Origin of the sequence: Vibrio clamense (assembly GCF_050337905.1) — a bacterium.
GTDB classification, from domain to species: Bacteria; Pseudomonadota; Gammaproteobacteria; order Enterobacterales; family Vibrionaceae; genus Vibrio; species Vibrio cortegadensis.
On the sequence record NZ_JAKJTJ010000019.1, the window covers coordinates 249,535 to 270,329 of the forward strand.

18 protein-coding genes, 4 tRNA genes and 1 other annotated feature are annotated in these 20,795 nt (G+C 43.2%); of the genes, 11 read left to right on the forward strand and 11 right to left on the reverse strand.

Going from position 1 to position 20,795, the window contains the following annotated elements; genetic code table 11:
* Positions 1-435: 435 nt before the first annotated feature.
* From L4C39_RS03995 to uvrY, 7 genes are all read right to left on the reverse strand, one after another.
* Positions 436-511: transfer RNA gene (locus L4C39_RS03995), tRNA-Gly, on the reverse strand.
* A gap of 34 nt (positions 512-545) precedes the next feature.
* A tRNA-Leu gene (locus tag L4C39_RS04000) sits at positions 546-632 on the reverse strand.
* Positions 633-728: 96 nt separating this feature from the next.
* Positions 729-804: transfer RNA gene (locus L4C39_RS04005), tRNA-Gly, on the reverse strand.
* A gap of 26 nt (positions 805-830) precedes the next feature.
* Positions 831-904 (reverse strand) — tRNA-Cys (locus L4C39_RS04010).
* 317 nt (positions 905-1,221) lie between these two features.
* A complete protein-coding gene (gene pgsA, locus L4C39_RS04015) occupies positions 1,222-1,779 on the reverse strand; it encodes a CDP-diacylglycerol--glycerol-3-phosphate 3-phosphatidyltransferase (RefSeq protein ID WP_017052024.1) in 558 nt (185 codons plus the stop codon).
* 46 nt (positions 1,780-1,825) lie between these two features.
* Positions 1,826-3,658 carry an excinuclease ABC subunit UvrC gene (gene uvrC / locus L4C39_RS04020; RefSeq protein ID WP_113797369.1) on the reverse strand — a complete coding sequence of 611 codons (1,833 nt, stop codon included), beginning with the start codon at positions 3,656-3,658 and terminating at the stop codon, positions 1,826-1,828.
* On the reverse strand, positions 3,658-4,302 hold the full coding sequence (gene uvrY / locus L4C39_RS04025; protein WP_029203297.1) for a UvrY/SirA/GacA family response regulator transcription factor: 645 nt from the start codon (positions 4,300-4,302) through the stop codon (positions 3,658-3,660). Before uvrY ends, uvrC begins: the two co-directional genes overlap by 1 nt.
* Before the next feature lie 388 nt (positions 4,303-4,690).
* Between uvrY and L4C39_RS04030 the strand changes: the two genes are divergently transcribed.
* On the forward strand, positions 4,691-7,054 hold the full coding sequence (locus tag L4C39_RS04030; protein WP_429744581.1) for a DNA polymerase II: 2,364 nt from the start codon (positions 4,691-4,693) through the stop codon (positions 7,052-7,054).
* A gap of 10 nt (positions 7,055-7,064) precedes the next feature.
* Here the strand turns inward: L4C39_RS04030 and L4C39_RS04035 are convergent, their stop codons facing one another.
* The gene (locus tag L4C39_RS04035) at positions 7,065-7,832 is read right to left on the reverse strand and encodes a nucleotidyltransferase domain-containing protein (RefSeq protein WP_113797373.1); all 768 of its coding nucleotides are present in this window, start codon (positions 7,830-7,832) and stop codon (positions 7,065-7,067) included.
* 147 nt (positions 7,833-7,979) lie between these two features.
* Between L4C39_RS04035 and L4C39_RS04040 the strand changes: the two genes are divergently transcribed.
* The gene (locus tag L4C39_RS04040) at positions 7,980-8,300 is read left to right on the forward strand and encodes an HI1450 family dsDNA-mimic protein (RefSeq protein WP_029203296.1); all 321 of its coding nucleotides are present in this window, start codon (positions 7,980-7,982) and stop codon (positions 8,298-8,300) included.
* 118 nt (positions 8,301-8,418) lie between these two features.
* Positions 8,419-8,901: an RNA methyltransferase gene (locus tag L4C39_RS04045; RefSeq protein WP_017052018.1), complete on the forward strand. Its 483-nt coding sequence runs from the start codon at positions 8,419-8,421 to the stop codon at positions 8,899-8,901.
* 97 nt (positions 8,902-8,998) lie between these two features.
* Here the strand turns inward: L4C39_RS04045 and rluB are convergent, their stop codons facing one another.
* The 3 genes from rluB to rnm all read right to left on the reverse strand — a co-directional run bounded on the left by rluB (position 8,999) and on the right by rnm (position 11,704).
* A complete protein-coding gene (gene rluB, locus L4C39_RS04050) occupies positions 8,999-10,030 on the reverse strand; it encodes a 23S rRNA pseudouridine(2605) synthase RluB (RefSeq protein ID WP_136993781.1) in 1,032 nt (343 codons plus the stop codon).
* 145 nt (positions 10,031-10,175) lie between these two features.
* The gene (locus L4C39_RS04055; protein ID WP_017052016.1) at positions 10,176-10,796 is read right to left on the reverse strand and encodes an L-threonylcarbamoyladenylate synthase; all 621 of its coding nucleotides are present in this window, start codon (positions 10,794-10,796) and stop codon (positions 10,176-10,178) included.
* Between the two features lie 47 nt (positions 10,797-10,843).
* Positions 10,844-11,704 (reverse strand): RNase RNM, encoded by an 861-nt coding sequence (rnm, locus tag L4C39_RS04060; RefSeq protein ID WP_113797377.1) that lies wholly within the window; start codon positions 11,702-11,704, stop codon positions 10,844-10,846.
* An 84-nt stretch (positions 11,705-11,788) separates the two neighbouring features.
* On the opposite strand from rnm, the gene trpL2 reads away from it, so the two are divergent.
* From trpL2 to L4C39_RS04100, 8 genes are all read left to right on the forward strand, one after another.
* Positions 11,789-11,899 carry a tryptophan operon leader peptide gene (gene trpL2, locus L4C39_RS04065; RefSeq protein WP_084654809.1) on the forward strand — a complete coding sequence of 37 codons (111 nt, stop codon included), beginning with the start codon at positions 11,789-11,791 and terminating at the stop codon, positions 11,897-11,899.
* Positions 11,846-11,947, forward strand: a sequence feature (Trp leader region). Its footprint overlaps the gene before it by 54 nt.
* A 77-nt stretch (positions 11,948-12,024) precedes the next feature.
* A complete protein-coding gene (locus L4C39_RS04070) occupies positions 12,025-13,704 on the forward strand; it encodes an anthranilate synthase component 1 (RefSeq protein WP_429744585.1) in 1,680 nt (559 codons plus the stop codon).
* Between the two features lie 2 nt (positions 13,705-13,706).
* Positions 13,707-14,297, forward strand: a complete 591-nt coding sequence (locus tag L4C39_RS04075) for an aminodeoxychorismate/anthranilate synthase component II (RefSeq protein ID WP_429744587.1) — start codon at positions 13,707-13,709, stop codon at positions 14,295-14,297.
* A 33-nt stretch (positions 14,298-14,330) separates the two neighbouring features.
* Complete coding sequence (gene trpD, locus L4C39_RS04080) at positions 14,331-15,329, forward strand: anthranilate phosphoribosyltransferase (protein WP_017052012.1); 999 nt, start codon at positions 14,331-14,333, stop codon at positions 15,327-15,329.
* 4 nt (positions 15,330-15,333) lie between these two features.
* Positions 15,334-16,764, forward strand: coding sequence for a bifunctional indole-3-glycerol-phosphate synthase TrpC/phosphoribosylanthranilate isomerase TrpF (trpCF, locus tag L4C39_RS04085; protein WP_429744589.1), 1,431 nt, complete (start codon positions 15,334-15,336; stop codon positions 16,762-16,764).
* Between the two features lie 145 nt (positions 16,765-16,909).
* Entirely contained in the window at positions 16,910-18,127 is a 1,218-nt protein-coding gene (trpB, locus tag L4C39_RS04090) for a tryptophan synthase subunit beta (protein ID WP_017052010.1), read from the forward strand.
* Complete coding sequence (gene trpA, locus L4C39_RS04095) at positions 18,127-18,933, forward strand: tryptophan synthase subunit alpha (protein ID WP_017052009.1); 807 nt, start codon at positions 18,127-18,129, stop codon at positions 18,931-18,933. The genes trpB and trpA overlap by 1 nt, the downstream gene beginning before the upstream one ends.
* 479 nt (positions 18,934-19,412) lie before the next feature.
* Positions 19,413-20,672: a dicarboxylate/amino acid:cation symporter gene (locus L4C39_RS04100; protein ID WP_113797387.1), complete on the forward strand. Its 1,260-nt coding sequence runs from the start codon at positions 19,413-19,415 to the stop codon at positions 20,670-20,672.
* Positions 20,673-20,795: the final 123 nt, after the last annotated feature.

The following is a 20,795-nucleotide window of genomic DNA, read 5'->3' on the forward strand; positions in this document are numbered from 1 at the left end:
TTTTAATGACAAGGTTGTTAAAACCAACATTCTTTGGACAAATAAAGAGCAGATCATCTTTAGAATAAATTCTTAACCTGTTAACGACAGCGGAAAAAAAACGGGGATTTCTATCAGGGCAATTTACTTTCTGTCTAATTATACCAATCACAGTAAGTAGATGGTCATAAAAAGCGTAGGAAAAATGCTTGAGAACAAGGCAGAAATTTTCGATAAGTAGTTATTCTACAATCAAAATTTCTAACGCCGTTATCGAGTATTTTAACAAGCTAGGATGACCAGTTATTTACTACGATTGGTATTAATGAGAGCGACACACAAGACCCCTCTCTTCAAAACATTAGGCGCAACCTCACCCTGGGTAAGGTTGCGCACCCAATCTATTTATTTCAGACGAAAAAAAGCCCAATCATTTCTGATCGGGCTTCTTCAATTTGGAGCGATACATCGGGTTCGAACCGATGACCTCAACCTTGGCAAGGTTGCGCTCTACCAACTGAGCTAGTATCGCATCGCTGCATTCATAGAATACAGACTTTTATAGATGGTGCCCCGGGCCGGACTTGAACCGGCACAGCGCGAACGCCGAGGGATTTTAAATCCCTTGTGTCTACCAATTCCACCACCAGGGCACGCAATTCTTTATTGCGATGCTCCTAACCAGTAACTCAATGAAGAGTGGTTAGACACCATCTTATGTATCGTCGCCATAACGCTACATTCAAATTTGGAGCGATACATCGGGTTCGAACCGATGACCTCAACCTTGGCAAGGTTGCGCTCTACCAACTGAGCTAGTATCGCATTTCATTCTTCTTTAAAAGAGAGAATGGAGGCGCCTCCCGGAGTCGAACCGAGGTCCACGGATTTGCAATCCGCTGCATAGCCACTCTGCCAAGGCGCCTTTATCACCGTTAAGTTGCTCACTTATTTCGTTGAGCTCCTCTTGGGTACGGGATGCATTTTACGGATTAGAGCAGTTGAGTCAACACTATTTTTTCTATTTTCAGACTGTTTGGCTACTAAACATTCAAAACGTGCCAAATTGGTCAGTTTAGTAGCAATTAAACCTCCATATTGGAGAAGATAACTGCTAGCAACTTAGAGAATGAGAGTAAGAAAGTGCATTCTCCTACTCAATCACAGAAGTCATCACCTTAAAACCAATAGACTAAAACAAAAAAAGCGAACCCCATTGGTTCGCTTTTTTTGTTTTAATTCTTAATGATGCTGCTCATCAAGCAAATCATCTTTTGCAGCGGCCAAATATTGAACCATTGACCAGTAGGTTAAGATGGTCGCAATGTAAAGTGCACCATATCCTACCCAAATCATCCAATCATCATAGCGCCAGATAAGCACCCAAAGCGCAAACATTTGAGAAACGGTTTTAACTTTACCTACCCACGAAACGGCAACACTTGCTCGTTTACCGATTTCCGCCATCCATTCTCTTAAAGCAGAGATGATAATTTCACGGCCAATCATAGTTACCGCTGGAATTGTCACCCATATTGAATGGTAGTGCTCAGTCACTAATATCAATGCCGTTGCGACTAAGACCTTATCTGCCACAGGGTCAATGAATGCCCCGAAACGAGAAGTTTGGCCTAATTTTCGCGCTAGCATACCATCTAACCAATCGGTAAAACCCGCAACCCAAAACACCATTGCCGCAGCAAATGGAGCCCATGAATACGGTAGATAGAAAACTACGACAAAGACAGGGATGAGAAATAATCTCAATAACGACAAAATGTTAGGTATATTAAAACGCATATTATTAGGCTCTTATCAATTGCGCCTTCATGTTGCGGGATTTTTGCTATTGTTTCAATGCTTGATAAATAATTTCTGCCAAAGAAATACTAATACCGGGCACTTTGGCTATTTCTTCAACAGTAGCACGTTTTAATTCTTGCAATCCGCCCATGTTCTTTAGTAAGGCTTGTCTGCGTTTCGGACCGACACCTTCGATCCCCTCTAAAGGGCTCGTGCGACGCGTTTTGCCACGTTTAGCTCTATGCCCAGCAATCGCATGATTATGGCTTTCATCTCGAATATGCTGGATGAGGTGAAGTGCAGGCGCATCACTTGGTAAATTAAACTCTTCACCATCGGTAGTAATCAAGGTTTCAAGCCCGGGTTTACGAGTAACGCCTTTAGCAATACCAATCATGATTGGGCGTTTTGGCCAATCTTCCCAATGTTTGGAAATTATCTCTAGTGACCGATTCAGTTGCCCTTTGCCACCATCGATGAAAATCACATCAGGTATTTTATCTACATCCAGTTGTTTGGAGTAACGGCGCTCTAGAACTTGACCCATTGCCGCGTAATCATCACCACCTGTAATTCCGGTAATATTATAGCGGCGATACTCCTGCTTCACGGGGCCTTCATGATTGAAGACAACACATGACGCAATCGTACTTTCACCCATAGTATGACTAATGTCGAAACATTCCATTCTGCGAATTGATTCAACCGCCAACACATCTTGAAGCTCTTTGAAGCGCTGGTTGACCGTCATCTTATGATTTATTTTGGTCGTGATCGCGGTTAATGCATTGGTGTTAGCAAGTTTAAGGTACTGACTTCGGCTTTTCGTTGGGTTCGTCTGAAAAGTAATTTTCCGCCCAGCAACATCGCTTAAGGCATCTTGGAGAGCGTTCGTCTCTTCAACTAAGCCCGCACTTAATATTATTCGGGTCGGTATAGTTCGCGATTCGTTATGTGCCAAATAATATTGACTGAGGAAACTATAAAAGACCTCTTCCGAGGTTGTTTTGCTGGGTATTTTTGGAAAATGGCTACGACTACCCAGGATCTTACCCTGTCGGATCATCAAAATATGGATGCATGCAATGCCATTCTCTTGAGCAAAACCGAGTACATCCATGTCATCCATACTGTCCTCAGAGACAAATTGCTGCTCTTGAACTCGTCGAATTGCCTGAATCTGATCTCTGAACCCTGCGGCCTCTTCGAATTTGAGTTGCTGGCTCGCCTTATCCATCTTGTCGATCAAGGTTTCAAGTACTTGCTTATCTTTGCCTTTCAAGAACAGACGAACATACCCCACCAGCTCGGCATAATCTTCATCGGATATGATGCTTTTCACACATGGTGCGGCACAACGTCCAATTTGGTACATCAAGCACGGACGAGTACGATTACCATAAACCGTATCTTCACATTGTCTAACTGGGAATATTTTTTGAATTAAATGAAGTGTTTCTCGAACCGCACCAGAGTCAGGATAAGGACCAAAATATTCGCCTTTGCGCTTTTTCGTTCCTCGGTGCATTGATAACCGAGGATGTTTATGTCCGCTGATAAAGATGTATGGGTAAGACTTATCATCTCTCAATAAAACATTGTACTTAGGCAAATACTGCTTAATGTAGTTATGTTCTAAGATCAGAGCTTCTGTCTCAGTATGTGTCACTGTGACATCAATTTTATCGATATTACTTACAAGAGCGCGCGTTTTTTCACTATCTACTCTTTTGCGGAAATAACTAGAAAGGCGTTTTTGGAGGTCTTTGGCTTTTCCAACATATATCACAACAGCATCGGCGTTATACATACGATAAACGCCGGGCTGATGTGTGACTGTTTTTAGAAAAGCTACCGAGTCAAACGATGATGTCACTACAAGGTCTCGGTGTCTAAAATTCCATGTCGAATAGCCAAATGCGTCAACTCGACATCACCACCTATATCTAACTTGCTAAACAAGCGGTAACGGTAGCTATTGACTGTTTTTGGACTTAAATTTAATTGTTCTGAAATATCCGTGACTTTCTGTCCTTTGGTGATCATCATCATGATTTGAAGTTCACGTTCAGAAAGATCTTTAAATGGATTCTCAGACGCAGGCGAAAATTGACTTAATGCCATTTGCTGCGCAATTTCTGGGGAAATATATCGCTGTCCAGTATGGACTACACGAATAGCATTCACCATTTCGTCAGGACCTGCACCTTTGGTTAGATAACCGGCAGCTCCTGCTTGCATCACTTTAGTTGGAAACGGATTCTCCGTATGAACCGTCAAAACAATGATTCTAACATCTGGATTGTATCGCAAGATTTTTTTGGTCGCTTCAAGCCCACCAATACCCGGCATATTCATATCCATCAAAATAACGTCGGTATTATTACTCCGACACCATTTTACTGCATCTTCACCGCTTTCAGCTTCCCCTGCTACGTTCATTCCACGGACGTCTTCTATAATACGTCGTATCCCTGTGCGAACCAGCTCGTGATCATCTACAAGGAAAACATTTATCAAACTTGTATCTCCACACTTGTCTATTGGTTCTGCATCCCCAAAATATGGGAAGCAGCATGGTTGCTTATAGTAACGCATTTCGTATAAAAATGCTTATCAAGAATATGTGCCCAAACTCAAACTTTAGCAAGAACTTATTTTATAAGAGCAATAAATCATCATTAAAGTTCTTATAGATCACTAAGTTAAAGTATTACCTAAGCAACCAAAACGATTGTAATCAACTTGTTACATGTGCAACTAACAACTTAAATCACTCTGCTGAATATTAACTTTTGTGTATATTTATCCACCGCATTTATTTAATACTCTCATTACAACTCCCAATCTTCTTTTATTCTTACTGAGGTTTGTTATTATCTCATCACTTTTTTTTTGAGTGTCTATTTTGAATACTGAACAGGGGTTTATTCTTACCCGCCAAGCCAGAGATACATCTGGTGCAACTCAAATTGACTTATGGCTCAGCACGCCTAACGGGCCTACGCTATTAACGATACCTCAAGAAAAACCCATTTTCTTTATTCCACAATCCACTCTTTCTCAGTGTCAAACCATCGCGCAGCAAGAGTCGGTTAATGTCCAGTTTAAACCTTTACCTTTAACTTCTTTTAAGCAGCATTCACTTACTGGCTGTTATTTCAATACGAGTAAAGACGCCAATAAATTTTCAGCGACGTTGGCATTAAATGACATCACCACATATGAGGCCGATATTAAACTCGCCGACAGGTATTTAATGGAGCGATTCATTAAAGGCGGTGTTGAATTCACAGGGCGACAAAAACAGAAGCAATCGTATCGACATATCGAACAAGCAAAATGCAGAGCGACCGATTACATACCGTCACTTTCTGTCGTATCAATTGATATCGAATGTTCCGAAAAAGGGATTCTTTACTCTATAGGGTTAGATAGCCCGATGGACAGCCGAGTCATTATGATCGGGCCTTCGCAACCCAGTGAGACACAGATCCAATGGGTCTCCGATGAGAGATCCCTGCTAATCGCAATGGTTGATTGGTTTCAACAATTTGATCCCGACATTATTATTGGGTGGAATGTTATTGATTTTGATTTCCGGCTTTTGCATAAGCGCGCTGAATGGCATCACTTAGCTTTAAAAATTGGTCGAGCAAAGCAATCCAGTTTCTTTCGAACCTCTAACCAAAGTCAACAAGGTTTTATCACCATTCCAGGTCGAGTCGTTCTTGATGGCATTGATACCTTAAAAACCGCGACTTACCATTTTCGCTCCTGGTCGTTAGAATCTGTCTCAAGAGAATTACTTGGTGAAGGCAAAGACATCCATAATGTTCATGACAGAATGGATGAAATCAATCGAATGTTCCGTGAAGATAAACCTTCACTCGCTCGTTATAACTTGCAAGATTGCGTACTCGTAAATCGAATATTTCAATATACGCATTTGCTCGATTTTGCTATAGAAAGAACACGATTGACTGGCGTAGAACTTGACCGGATTGGCGGTTCTGTCGCGGCTTTCACCAATTTGTATCTCCCACAGATCCATCGCTCAGGTTATGTCGCCCCCAATTTAGCGCCTGAAAACTGGATTGCTAGCCCTGGCGGCTATGTTATGGACTCGATTCCTCAGCTCTACGACTCTGTTCTGGTACTCGATTTCAAAAGTCTTTATCCCTCAATTATTCGTTCATTTCTGATTGACCCTATCGGTTTAATTGAAGGGCTGAAACAAGAGATTGGGAATGACGAAAAGGGATCGGTACCTGGCTTTAGAGGTGGTCAATTTCATCGGAAACAACATTTCTTACCTAAGATGATCGAAGATCTATGGGCTGCTCGCGACATCGCAAAGAAGAATAATGAAAAAGCATTTTCACAAGCGATAAAAATCATCATGAACTCTTTCTATGGCGTTTTAGGATCTTCTGGTTGTCGCTTTTTTGATACTCGACTCGCCTCTTCAATCACGATGCGCGGTCATGAAATAATGAAACAGACCAAAGTGCTGATTGAGCAACGGGGTTATCAAGTGATCTATGGTGATACCGACTCCACCTTTGTCTCGCTAAACGGTCAATTATCACAGAAAGAAGCTGACAAGATTGGTCATCAATTAGTTGAAGAAATTAACGAGTGGTGGACTGCTCATCTAAGGGAGGAGTACAACCTCACGTCGATTTTAGAGATTGAATACGAAACCCATTACCGTAAGTTCCTCATGCCCACCATTCGGGGTTCAGAGACGGGATCAAAGAAACGTTATGCAGGGCTGATTGGAGAAGGTGACAATGAGAAAATCATTTTTAAAGGATTAGAAAGTGCCAGAACGGATTGGACACCGCTTGCACAAAGATTTCAACAGCAACTCTACCAAATGGTTTTTCATGGTGAAGATCCAAGTGAATATGTCCGTCAATTTGTTGAACAGACCAAGGCAGGTCAATTCGATGATGAGCTAAGCTATCAAAAACGATTACGCAGAAAACTGCACGAATATCAGAAAAACGTGCCACCTCAAGTCAGAGCAGCGCGTATGGCAGATGAGATAAATGCGAAGCGCGGTCGTCCTCTTCAATATCAAAATAAGGGACGAATCGAGTATGTCATCACCATCAACGGCCCTGAACCAAAAGAGTACCAGCAGAGCTTAATCGATTATCAACACTATGTAGACAAGCAGATTAAACCCGTTGCCGAAGCTATTCTTCCATTTATTGATATCGACTTTGAGCGACTCAATGCCGCTCAGCTGGGACTATTTTAATAAAGAAGCACTACCCTATTCTAAACTCTGTTTTTTTATACTGTTTTGTCAGCCAAGCACCAAACCCATCTAAGATCCCAATCACGGAGCGTTTCGGAATCAACTTTCCAGTGAGCAGTATATTCAATCGTTGAATTTCGACTTCTTTATCTGGATGGTAACGTAAGAACTCTTTCCCACATTCCGTTGGGTCATCAAACCAGCGTTTATCGCGATACATGATCAGCGAGTAACTTGCCCTCAGCAACTTCTTAGCAATCGTAACTTGCGCGTGTATCTGCTCGTGTGCCGTTGCCGCTTTTGCGATCCTATGGCGATAGATCTCCAACCAATCATCTACATCCATATTCCAGTGTTTTGCAATTTCCCAGCTAGGTTCGAATTCACCATAACAATCTGACAGATCTTCTCCATAGATGCATACGCAGCAGTGCTTAAGCATAAAACCCCAAGTAAAAATATTATCTAGATCGACAATATCACTCACCAACGCTGTCTTAATGGAAACCTCAGTAAGTTGCGGAAAGCTTTTCTGAAAACGCCATTTAATAGTATTAAGTAGTGTCGTTCGGTTATCGTTAAATTCGCGATGAGTGATCACAACGACATCCAAGTTGGAGCGACCAACCTTTGCCGACTTTCTTGCAACACTACCGTAGAGATAAACACTGTGTAGGTTGGTTCCAAGCCCACCCTTGAGGAATTTCAAAAGATCAGTGATTGCCGGTTGGAATTCGGCCTGAAACGGCGAGCTTGGATTGATAACAGGTAATACCATCTTGATTATTTGTCTTTAAAAATGAAAAAGAATACACAAGGTTATGATCTACTAGCTGAATCAATCGATCAAGTTATTCCTTTTATAGTGCGTGGCTTGATATACTATGTCCCAAGCACTTTAAGCCTACCCAATGAAGGTTACACAATGACAGAACTAATTTCTTATGATGACGCTATCGATGTGGCATACGACATCTTCCTAGAAATGGCACCAGACAACCTAGAACCTGCGGATGTCATTCTATTCACTGCACAATTTGAAGACCGAGGCGCCGCTGAACTGGTAGAGACTGGAGACGACTGGGTACAAGAAGTTGGATTTGAAGTTGATAAAGAAGTTTACGCTGAAATTAGAATTGGCCTAGTCAATGAAGCTGACGATGTCCTAGACGATGTGTTTGCTCGTTTACTTATCAGCCGAGACCCAGACAACCGTTCTTGCCACGCCCTATGGAAACGCGACTAGTTCTTACCATTTTAGCTTCGTTTTCATTAGCGTAAAGATTAAGCCTGAGCCTACTTTTAACTACGGCACTCAGGCTTTTTTATTCTCTTTTACTTATCTTTAGCATTCGATTTCAATTATGACAAAAGCAACAAATGGCACCTTAGCTAAAGGCTACTCTTGCATTGGCCTGTTTAATCCTAAAACACCGGAAAACGTCGGTTCAGTCATGCGCGCTGCAGGCTGTTATGACGTAAATTCAGTATTCTACACGGGAACACGTTACGATCTCGCGAGACAATTTTGTACTGATACAAAAGAACAGCATTTAGATATTCCTCTTATCGGAGTTGAAAGCTTAAAAGATATTATTCCTTTGGGCTGTGTTCCTGTTGCGGTCGATTTAATCGAAGGGGCGAAACCTCTTCCTGACTACAAGCATCCACCTCGTGCCTTTTATATTTTTGGCCCTGAAGATGGAACACTGAAAAAAGAGATCACTGATTTTTGTCGCGAAACGATCTACGTACCGACCAATGGTTGCATGAACCTTGCGGCTGCGGTAAACGTAATCCTCTACGATCGAATGGCGAAAGGCGATAACTTTTCAAACCATAAGTGATCTAAGTTAGCGATGAATTGAAGGGCATCAATCTCATTATTGAGGTACAAAAAAACCTGCCATATTAAGCAGGTTTTTTTATTTAACTCATGAAACTCTAGATACGAGTTCTTGGCTTACTCGGCTTACTTGGACGGCCGTTATTCGGTTTTCTTGAACCCGGTTTCGGCTTCGCCTTGTTTGCAGAACCTTTCGGCGGTGCTCCAGCTTCATTTGTTGTCGTACCACGAGTATTCGGTTTTTGACGTTTCTGCTGATTACTGCGGCCTTTCGGTGCATTTGCACGCTCTTCGTGACGCTTAACTGCGCGACGAATTTTTTGGCTACGAGAACGCTCACGCTGACGCGAAGTATTGTTCGCATCAAGATCAAGCATTGTCTCTTTCTCAGCAGGAAGTTCTACTAATGTTCTTAAGTAGTTAACTTCTGTTAGATCAAGCTCTTTCCAACCGCCACGAGGTAATTTCTTATCTAAGTAGATATCACCATAACGAACACGCTTAAGACGGCTTACCGTGGTATCTTGCGATTCCCACAAACGACGAACTTCACGGTTACGACCTTCGTTGATTGCTACATAGAAAGTGTGGTTCATACCTTCACCGCCAGCATAAACAACATCTTCGAAACGAGCCATACCATCTTCAAGCTTAACGCCGCGAACTACATTCTTAACTTTGTCTTCGTTGATTTCACCAAAAACACGAACCAAGTATTCACGCTCAACTTGACGGCTAGGGTGCATCAAACGGTTAGCAAGTTCACCATCCGTTGTAAAAAGTAGTAAACCAGAAGTGTTCGCATCAAGACGACCCACTGAAATCCAACGAGAACCACGGATTTTTGGCAAGCGATCAAATACGGTACGACGACCTTCAGGATCGTTACGTGTACACAACTCCCCTTCCGGTTTGTAATACGCAAGTACACGACATACAACTTCTTCCGAAGCTTTACCAGAAACAGTATGACCATCAATACGGATAACCGCACTTTCGTCTTCTAGGCGCTCACCTAGTTTAGCAACTTGACCATTAATACTAACACGACCCGCTTTAATCAAAGCTTCAAGTTCACGACGAGAACCGTGACCTGCGCGTGCTAGAACCTTCTGTATTTTTTCGCTCATTTATCTACTATCTACCTAATTGTCGTCTTCACAGACGTCGAATGAATATTTTTGCGATCGAATCGCGGTCGCGTATTATCGCAAATTCAATGAAAAAAAGCATCTGTTATTTCGACAAATGCAGATGCTCGTTATCAAATCAGTTTTATTCAAACGGTACCGTATCACCAGCACCAATACGTGAAATCGTGACATCGTCTTCACTAAAATCAACAACCGTAGTTGGTTGCTCACCTAAATAGCCACCATTTAAGATCACATCAACGGCATGCTCCAGACTGTCACGAATCTCTTCTGGATCGGATTCAGTATGGCTATTACCAGGAAGAATCAATGACGTAGACATCAAAGGTTCACCAAGAGCTTCAAGAAGATCTAAGGCAATTTGATTATCAGGGATACGAATACCGATCGTCTTTCTTTTTGCATTCATCAAACGACGCGGCACTTCTTTAGTCCCTTTAAAAATAAAGGTGTATGGCCCCGGGGTATTGCTTTTCAATAAGCGGAATGCAGTATTATCGACTCGTGCATACAGTGAAATTTCAGAAAGATCACGACATAACAGCGTGAAGTTATGCTTGCTATCTAAACGACGAATTTGGCAAATACGCTCTAACGCTTGCTTGTTTTCTAACTGACAACCCAATGCGTAACCGGAATCGGTTGGATAAACCACAATCCCGCCATTACGAATGATTGCTACGGCTTGACTGATCAAGCGAGCCTGAGGGTTTTCAGGGTGTACGTAAAAAAACTGGCTCATTGTAATTCCTCATTATCGAGTCTCTCGACTCTATCTGTGTGGCGTACTTATTGTTCTAAAGGTTTTTCTTTCTCAATAAGAGCCCAATCTTGCCATACTGGCTCAACCCCAGAAGGGAGCCAGAGGTTTCTTCCTAACTCCATCCAAGGTGATGGATAGTGAAAGTCGCTGCCTTGGGAAGCTAATAGTTTGTATTGTATAGCATAATCCGCCAAGTTGCGCCTTTCTTGCTGAGCTTGTTGTGGTTGAGCAACTTCCATTGCATCCCCACCCGCTTCAACATAGGCGCTTAGTAAACGCTTAACCCACTTAGCAGTCAACCCATATCGCCCAGGGTGAGCCAATACAGCTTGCCCACCAGCAGCATGAATCGCTTCTACCGCATCCGTCATTGAACACCATGTCGGTGGCACATAACCTGGATTATTCCGCGTTAAAAATTTCTTGAACACTTGCTGCATTGTTTTGGCGTAGCCGTTATCGACTAACCATTTAGCAAAATGAGCACGCGTAACAGGAGCGTCTCCCGCAATAGCTTGCACCTCTTCAAGCACACCTTCACGTGTTGCCTTACTCAATCGCTCTGCAATTAACGCAGCACGTGAAACTCGATGCGCTTTTTGGCGCTCAATAAGCGCCGCAAGTTCCGCGGAATTAGGGTCAACATTCAATCCAACAATATGAATATCTTTATTTTGCCAAACCGTCGAAATTTCAATGCCATTAATCAATTGAATCGGTAGTTGGTTGTCTTCGATGTAACGATGCGCAACCGGCAAACCATCCAAAGTATCGTGATCTGTGATCGCCAACACTTCGATATTAAAGCCCAAAGCGCGATCGATTAATTCGCTAGGTGAAAACCGACCATCAGAAGCGGTTGTGTGACTGTGTAGATCTATTCTCATTATTCATTACTTTTCGGCTTGACTTTTTACCTTCGCACTAGTTAACTAGTACGCAAATACACTAAATCATTTTTTGGGTTCACTATGTTACAAGAATTTAACCAAAACCATAAAGACAAACTTTCAGTTAATGCAACTGATCTTAGTTGGTGGCGCACTTGGACAAGTTCTTGGTGGGCTAACGTATACTTTTAATTAATAAAATCTATACATTTAGCCCGCTCAATGAGCGGGCTTTTTATTTTGCTGTACATCTCACACTCAACTGAACAATAAAACATCGATATCGGAAGATTGCAGATTGGGTGCGTTCTCGCTTTATGCGACTATGTAGGCAGGAAGAATTAATAAATATTACTCAAGGAGGTCTTGTGAACAAGGCCATTGAAATTAAGAAGCTAGGAAAAATCGACGTCTTGCATACCTCTATTCCGTATGCTCAAGATCCAACTCGTCTATTCCATACATTATGTGAAAACAAAACCGACAGTCTTTTACTTGAGTCTGCTGAGATTGATTCAAAACAGAATCTTAAAAGCCTATTACTGATTGACGCAGCGGTTCGAATTGTCTGTCATGGGCACAAGGTTGTATTTAATGCCCTAACAGACAATGGGCGTAACCTAATTAAACACTTAGCGGGTAACATCCATCAACACATCTCATCCCAACTTGAAGAGAATACGCTTACTATTATCTACCAAGATGATAACGCTTCTGATGATTCAACGAATAACCTCTGCCTAGATGAGGACAGTCGCCTAAGAGAGGCGTCTTCATTTGATGCTCTACGTTTAGTACAACACAGTTTCAATTTAGAGAACCAAGACAAACATGCGATCTTCATTGGTGGTCTATTCGCTTATGATTTAGTCGCAAGCTTTGAACCTCTTGGCGATGCGAAAGCAACGAACCAGTGTCCAGACTATGTATTCTATGTAGCTGAAACCTTGATGATCGTCGATCATCAAACGGAGTCCTGCTCACTTCAAGCTAGTCTATTTGAATCCACTCAGATAGAAAAATGTCAACTCGAACAACGCCTAGAACAGATTAATCACCAATGCCAGTCTCTGGCAAATCTACCTGCTGCTCAAACCGTTGAGTGCAACGATGCAGTTCCAAGTGTCAGTGATGAAGATTTCTGTCAAACCGTTCGTGATTTAAAACAGTTTGTCGTGAAAGGTGATGTGTTCCAAGTTGTGCCTTCACGCCGTTTTACTCTCCCTTGCCCTTCTCCCCTTGCCGCATACAAAGCATTAAAAGAGAGTAATCCAAGCCCTTACATGTTCTATATGCAAGATGAGCTATTTACCCTTTTCGGGGCATCACCAGAAAGCGCATTGAAATACGAAACAGACACAAACCAAGTTGAGATCTACCCAATAGCCGGAACTCGTCGACGCGGAAAACATGCAAACGGCAGTATCAATTTTGACTTAGACAGCCGAATTGAACTTGAACTTCGCACAGACAAAAAAGAGAACGCTGAACACATGATGTTGGTCGATTTAGCTCGTAACGATGTGGCGAGAATCAGCGCCGCAGGCACTCGTCATGTTGCTGACTTACTCAAAGTAGACCGCTATAGCCACGTCATGCATCTCGTTTCTCGCGTGGTTGGGCAACTAAGAGAAGATCTTGACGCTCTTCATGCGTATCAAGCGTGCATGAACATGGGAACCCTGACTGGCGCACCTAAGATCAGAGCAATGCAATTGATTCGTGACGTCGAACAAGCTCGTCGAGGCAGTTACGGTGGTGCTGTAGGCTACTTAACCGGTGAAGGCGATTTAGATACCTGCATTGTGATTCGTTCGGCTTATGTTGAAAACGGAATGGCACAAGTTCAAGCGGGAGCTGGCGTGGTGTTTGATTCCGACCCACAAGCAGAAGCAGACGAAACACGCGGCAAAGCTCAAGCTGTCATTTCTGCCATTCAAGATGCACACCGCAAACCAGAAGCCGCATCTAAAAACCCCCAACAGCAGGAGTCATAAGCATGGCTAATATCGTCTTTGTCGATAACTTCGACTCCTTTACTTATAACCTAGTTGATCAATTCCGCTCACTGGGTCATCAAGTGACTATTTATCGAAACAACATTGCCGCTACAGTGATAGCAGAAGCCATCAATCAACTCGATAACCCACTGGTTTTATTGTCACCGGGCCCTGGCGCACCATCAGAAGCGGGTTGTATGCCTGAACTGATCACAGCACTAAAAGGCAAAGTACCGATGATTGGTATCTGCCTTGGACACCAAGCCATTGTTGAAGCTTATGGCGGCACAGTTGCGGGCGCAGGTGAAATCATTCATGGTAAGGTTTCGATGATGGAACACAGCAATCACTCGACCTATCAAGGTTTACCCTCTCCACTTGCGATTGCGCGTTATCACTCACTCGTGGCAACTCATGTGCCACCAACATTAACCATTACCGCCGAAGTGGATGGTTTAGTAATGTCAGTGGTTCATGAACAAGACAAAATTTGCGGCTTTCAGTTTCACCCAGAATCAATTATGACGACTTACGGAGCAACACTGCTTTCCAACGCAATTGAATGGGCTTTAGACGAAGCACACGCCTAAACGGATTTAGAGGAAAAAATTATGGAATCAACAATGGAAAGCATCATCAACAAATTGTACGACCAACAATCGTTGACTCAGCAAGAGAGCCACCAGCTTTTTGATGTCATTATTCAAGGTGAATTGGACCCAATTCTGATGGCGGCAGCCCTTACGGCTCTAAAAATAAAAGGCGAGACACCAGATGAAATCGCAGGCGCCGCAAAAGCGCTACTTGCCAATGCGAGTCCTTTCCCTCGCCCTGATTATGACTTCGCCGACATCGTTGGCACAGGTGGCGACGGTTCAAACACCATTAATATTTCAACCACCGCAGCGTTTGTCGCGGCGGCATGTGGCGTAAAAATCGCAAAACACGGCAACCGTGGCGTATCAAGTAAATCTGGATCATCGGATCTACTTGATTCCTTCGGCATTAACCTTGCGATGAGCGCAGAAGATACTCGTAAAGCCGTCGATGATCTTGGTGTCGCTTTCTTGTTCGCACCGCAATACCACGGTGGCATCCGTCACGCGATGCCTGTTCGTCAAACCATGAAAACGCGCACTCTCTTTAATATTTTAGGGCCATTGATCAACCCTGCTCGTCCTAACATCGAGTTAATGGGCGTCTATGATGCGTCACTGGTTCGTCCTATCGCGGAAACCATGCTACAAATGGGAATGAAACGAGCGGCAGTAGTACATGGTAGTGGCCTAGATGAAGTCGCAATTCACGGCGAAACCTTAGTGGCTGAAATTAAGGATGGAAAAATCACAGAGTACACACTTCAGCCTGAAGACTTTGGATTAGAAACTTACCCGCTTGACGCCATTAAAGGTGGAGAGCCAGAAGAGAATCGCGCAATCATTACCGACATGCTGACAGGCAAAGGAACCGATGCTCAATTAGGTGCCGTTGCTGCCAATGTCGCTCTATTACTGCGCCTATTTGGACGAGAAGATCTCAAAGCAAATACCCAACATGCGATTGAGGTAATGAATTCAGGCAAAGCCTTTGAGCTAGTACAACAACTCGCGCAACGAGGATAAATAGATGACATCGAGATCAGAAGCCAAAGCAGAACAACTTTCAGAGCACATCTCTATTGAAAATACCGAGATGGCTGAAGTGCTGGTAAAAATTGTCAACGACAAACACAAATGGATTGAGGCGAGAAAACAGTCTCAACCTCTAGAAAGCTTTAAAGCATCGTTGGTTCCATCCGACCGAGATTTCTACGCGGCGCTCTCTGGTGATAAAGCGGCCTTTATACTGGAATGTAAAAAAGCATCGCCTTCTAAAGGGTTAATTCGCGATAACTTTGACCTTGATTACATTGCCTCAGTTTATAACAACCACGCCAGTGCAATATCAATTTTGACCGATGAGAAATACTTCCAAGGTAATTTCGATTTTTTACCCCAAGTTCGTAATCAGGTCACACAGCCTATTTTGTGTAAAGACTTCATGGTTGATATCTACCAAGTCTATCTAGCTCGCCATTATAGTGCCGATGCCATTTTACTGATGCTGTCCGTACTTAATGATCAGCAATACCGTGAACTTGCAGAAGTGGCTCATTCACTAGGGCTAGGCATTTTAACAGAAGTCAGCAATGAAGAAGAACTTGAACGCGCGGTTGCACTGAAAGCGAAAGTGATTGGAATTAACAACCGTAACTTACGCGACCTATCAACAGACTTGAATCGCACCAAAGAGTTAGCGCCATTACTTCCTAAAGGCACCACCATCATTTCGGAATCGGGTATTTATACCCACCAGCAAGTTCGAGAACTCTCCGAGTTTGCGTCTGGCTTCCTTATCGGCAGCTCTATTATGGCTGAAGATGACATTGAATTAGCCGTCAGAAGTGTCACTCTAGGCGAAAATAAAGTGTGTGGATTAACTCATCCCGACGACGCAGCCAAAGCTTATCAAGCAGGTTCCGTCTTTGGTGGTCTTATTTTTGTCGAGGCATCCAAACGCTTTGTGAATCCGGAATCAGCCCGAATCGTAATGAGCGGTGCACCAATTAAATATGTGGGTGTTTTCCAAAACCAATCTATTGAGCAAGTCTCATCTTATGCCATTGAGCTTGGGTTAAGCGCGGTGCAACTGCATGGTGAGGAAGATCAACACTATGTCGACGCATTGAAAGCCTTACTACCGTCCTCAACTGAGATTTGGAAAGCCTATGGCGTTGCTGAAACGATGCCTAGCTTACTCGCCTCTCACATTGACCGTCATTTATTGGATGCCAAAGTCGGCAATCAATCTGGTGGAACAGGAGTGAGTTTCGATTGGGAACTCATCGATGACACAAACAACATTATGTTGGCGGGCGGATTATCGCCACAAAACGCAAGACAAGCAGCAGCATTGGGCTGTTTAGGTTTGGATTTCAACTCTGGCGTGGAATCACAGCCGGGAACAAAAGACAGTCAAAAGCTACAACATGCGTTTGCTGAAGTTCGAGCGTATTAACCACAGCTGAATCCGTAGCAACACTGAGCAATAAAAACGAGTGCTAAAGAACGAATAAATAGCAAATCAACCAAATTAAATGCTGATGTATTAACAATACCAACCGATATGTCAGCAACAAAAAGATAAAAAAAGGGATGTAATCATGGCGAAACTTGATGCTTATTTTGGCGAATACGGTGGACAATACGTACCACAAATCTTAGTACCTGCACTAGACCAACTAGAGCAAGCTTTTATTGATGCTCAAAAAGATCCTGAATTTCAATCTGAATTCATGACGCTATTGCAAGAGTATGCAGGTCGCCCAACCGCACTCACCCTAACTCGTAATTTGACTAAGGGCACAAAAACAAAACTTTACCTTAAACGTGAAGATTTGCTCCATGGTGGCGCTCATAAAACCAACCAAGTATTAGGCCAAGCGTTACTTGCGAAACGTATGGGTAAAAAAGAGATCATCGCAGAGACTGGTGCTGGTCAACACGGTGTTGCCACTGCTCTAGCGTGTGCGCTGCTTGATCTAAAATGCCGAGTTTACATGGGTGCAAAAGATGTGGAACGTCAGAGTCCTAACGTGTTCCGTATGAAATTAATGGGAGCGGAAGTCATTCCTGTTCATTCAGGCTCTGCAACCTTAAAAGACGCGTGTAACGAAGCACTGCGTGATTGGTCTGCAAGCTATGAAGAAGCTCACTACTTATTAGGTACTGCTGCGGGCCCTCACCCTTTCCCAACCATTGTCCGTGAATTCCAACACATGATTGGCGAAGAGACGAAGAACCAAATCCTAGCTCGCGAAGGTCGTCTGCCTGATGCGGTTATTGCTTGTGTCGGCGGTGGTTCGAACGCGATTGGCATGTTTGCGGACTTCATTGAAGAAGAAAATGTACGCTTAATTGGGGTTGAACCCGCGGGTAAAGGTATCGATACCGACCAACATGGCGCGCCTCTAAAACACGGTAAAACAGGTATTTTCTTCGGTATGAAATCACCTTTGATGCAAGATCCTAACGGTCAAGTAGAAGAGTCATACTCAGTATCTGCCGGGCTTGATTTTCCATCTGTTGGCCCACAGCACGCCTACTTAAACTCGATTGGTCGAGCGCAGTATGAATCCATTACCGATGATGAAGCACTAGAGACGTTTCAGCTATTAGCACGTAAAGAGGGGATTATTCCAGCACTAGAATCAGCACATGCTTTGGCTTACGCAATCAAGATGGCTCAAGACGAACCAGAAAAAGAGCAATTGCTTGTCGTCAACCTTTCAGGACGTGGAGATAAAGACATTTTCACTGTACATGACATTCTTGAACAACAAGCTGCAAATAAAGCAGACAACAAAGAAGGAGCGCTATAATGGATCGCTATCAAACACTATTTCAGCGCTTAGCTGACAAACAACAAGGCGCTTTTGTTCCTTTCGTCACTATTGGCGATCCAAACCCTGAGCTCTCTTTGCAGATCATGCAAACACTGGTTGAATCGGGTGCAGATGCGCTGGAGCTTGGCATTCCATTCTCAGATCCTCTTGCAGACGGGCCAACCATTCAAGGGGCGAACATCCGAGCTTTAGAGTCAAAAACCACTCCAAGTATCTGTTTTGACCTGATCGCAAAAATCAGAGCTCAACATCCAGATCTTCCAATCGGCTTATTGATGTACGCTAACCTTGTATTTGCGGGTGGAATCGAGAATTTCTATCAACGATGCGCTGAGGCGGGAGTTGATTCTGTATTAATCGCAGATGTTCCAACCAATGAGAGTGCCGAGTTCGTCACCGCTGCTGAAAAACATGGTGTGCATCCAATTTTTATCGCCCCACCGACAGCAAGTAATGAAACTCTGAAATCGGTATCTGACCTTGGGGGTGGCTACACTTACCTACTTTCACGTTCAGGGGTAACAGGAGCAGAAACCAAAGCGAATATGCCTGTTACGGCTTTATTAGAGCGCCTCAATACATTTGACGCACCACCAGCCCTACTTGGCTTTGGCATATCCCAACCAGAACAGGTTCAAGAGGCCATTCAAGCTGGAGCCGCTGGCGCAATCTCTGGTTCAGCCGTCGTTAAAATTATTGAGAGTCATCTTGAACAGCCAGAGAAGATGCTTAGCCAGCTTTCGAGCTTTGTCTCCTCAATGAAAGCGGCAACTCAAAAATAAACAGTAGGTGAAATAATGATCTGAACTCTGGATCTGACTTACACACGACTTGAACAAAAAGAGTACGATTTTGTGCTCTTTTTTTGCTCTCCTCGCCCATAACACAATAACAATCACCGACTCAAAAAAATAACATTCAACACAAAATATTGTTAAATTTAAGATCTAAAAATCAACTCACATCACCCCCTCACAAGTGTTAACAATCCACTTGTTTTCATAATTCACAATTCATATGGCTAGCATTTACTTTATAAATAAAACACATAAACAATGTGGCACAAACCTCAGCAATCGGTTGCCAGCGTGTGCAATTTAACCCAACGGTACATAAAACAGCACTTTGAGACCATGCGCAATTGTTCTCTCATTGCTAAATATGAAAATTAAGTGTAAAACTACTGCGAGATATTAGTCCACATCTATGCCGTACAGTAGAGACTAATACTGGGAAATTACAATTAAATAGCACAGAGGTTATGGAAGTGTTAAAACAAAACAATTTATTAAGCAACATCGGTGTCCAAGTTGTCATCGCTATGATCATTGGTACTGCCGTTGGTGCCATGATGGGTGAAAGCGCGACAATCTTTGCTCCACTAGGCGCAATCTTTATTAATTTAATCAAAATGCTGGTTATACCTTTAGTCGCAGTTGCACTTATTTCTGGTGCTGCTGGTCTAGGTAATAGCTCTTCTGCTGGTAAAGTTGGTGTGACTACTCTTGGTTACTTCGCTTTGACATCAGCTCTTGCGGTGACACTTGCTCTAATTATGGGTGAGGTTTTCGAACCAGGACGTGGTATCGACGTATCTGGCGTCGAAGGCATGTTCTCTGCTGAATACGCTTCTAAAGGTGAACTACCTACTTTTTGGGCTACCATCACTGGTATGATCCCAACCAACGTTTTCCAATCACTGAACGAAGCTAACATTCTTCAAATTCTTGTTTTCTGCCTATTTTTTGGTATCGCTATCTCGAAACAAGCAAAAGAGAAACGTGAGCCAATTATCAATGGCGTGAACGCAATCGTTGATGCAATGGTATGGATGATCAACAAAGTGATGATCATCGCTCCACTGGGTGTGTTTGGTCTTATGGCTGAAGCTGTCGGCACATTTGGTTTCGGCGCACTGATGGTCGTATTCAAACTGTTCGTCGTTTATGTTGCTGCTATCTTAATCTTTGGTTTTGTTGCTTACCCGCTAATGATCCAAATATTCACTAAGACGTCTGCTAAGAAATTCTTAACCGCAATGAAGAAACCTCAAGCCGTTGCTCTGTCAACTGCATCTTCAATGGCGACACTTCCAGTAACAATGGAAACCTGCGAAAAAGAGCTAGGCGTGCGTAACTCAACAGCATCTTTTGTTCTTCCTCTTGGTGCCACCATTAATATGTCGGGCAACGCAATCTACTACGGCCTTGTTGCGATTTTCTTTGCACAGCTATTCAACATCGACCTTTCGATGGGCGCATACATCGCAATCATCATCACTTCAACACTGGGTGCTGTTGGTCAAGCGGGCGTTCCTGGACCTTCGTTCCTAGTTGTAGCTGTACTACTTGCTGCTGGCATTCCAATCGAAGGTCTACCGCTATTGTTCGCTCTTGACCGTATTTTCGATATGATCCGTACTGCACTAAACATCACTGGTGATGCTGCTTGTGCTGTTATCGTTGATTCATTAATTGAAGATGACGTTGTGAAAGCAGAACTAGAGAAACAACAAGCTTAAACCTAAGCTCAAAAGCTTAATTGTCATAAAAAGCTGCTCTATTTTGAGCAGCTTTTTTTATTCGCAATTAACCGAAAATAATGTCACGAATTCAAACACTCCCACTCTAATTGTCCCCTTTTA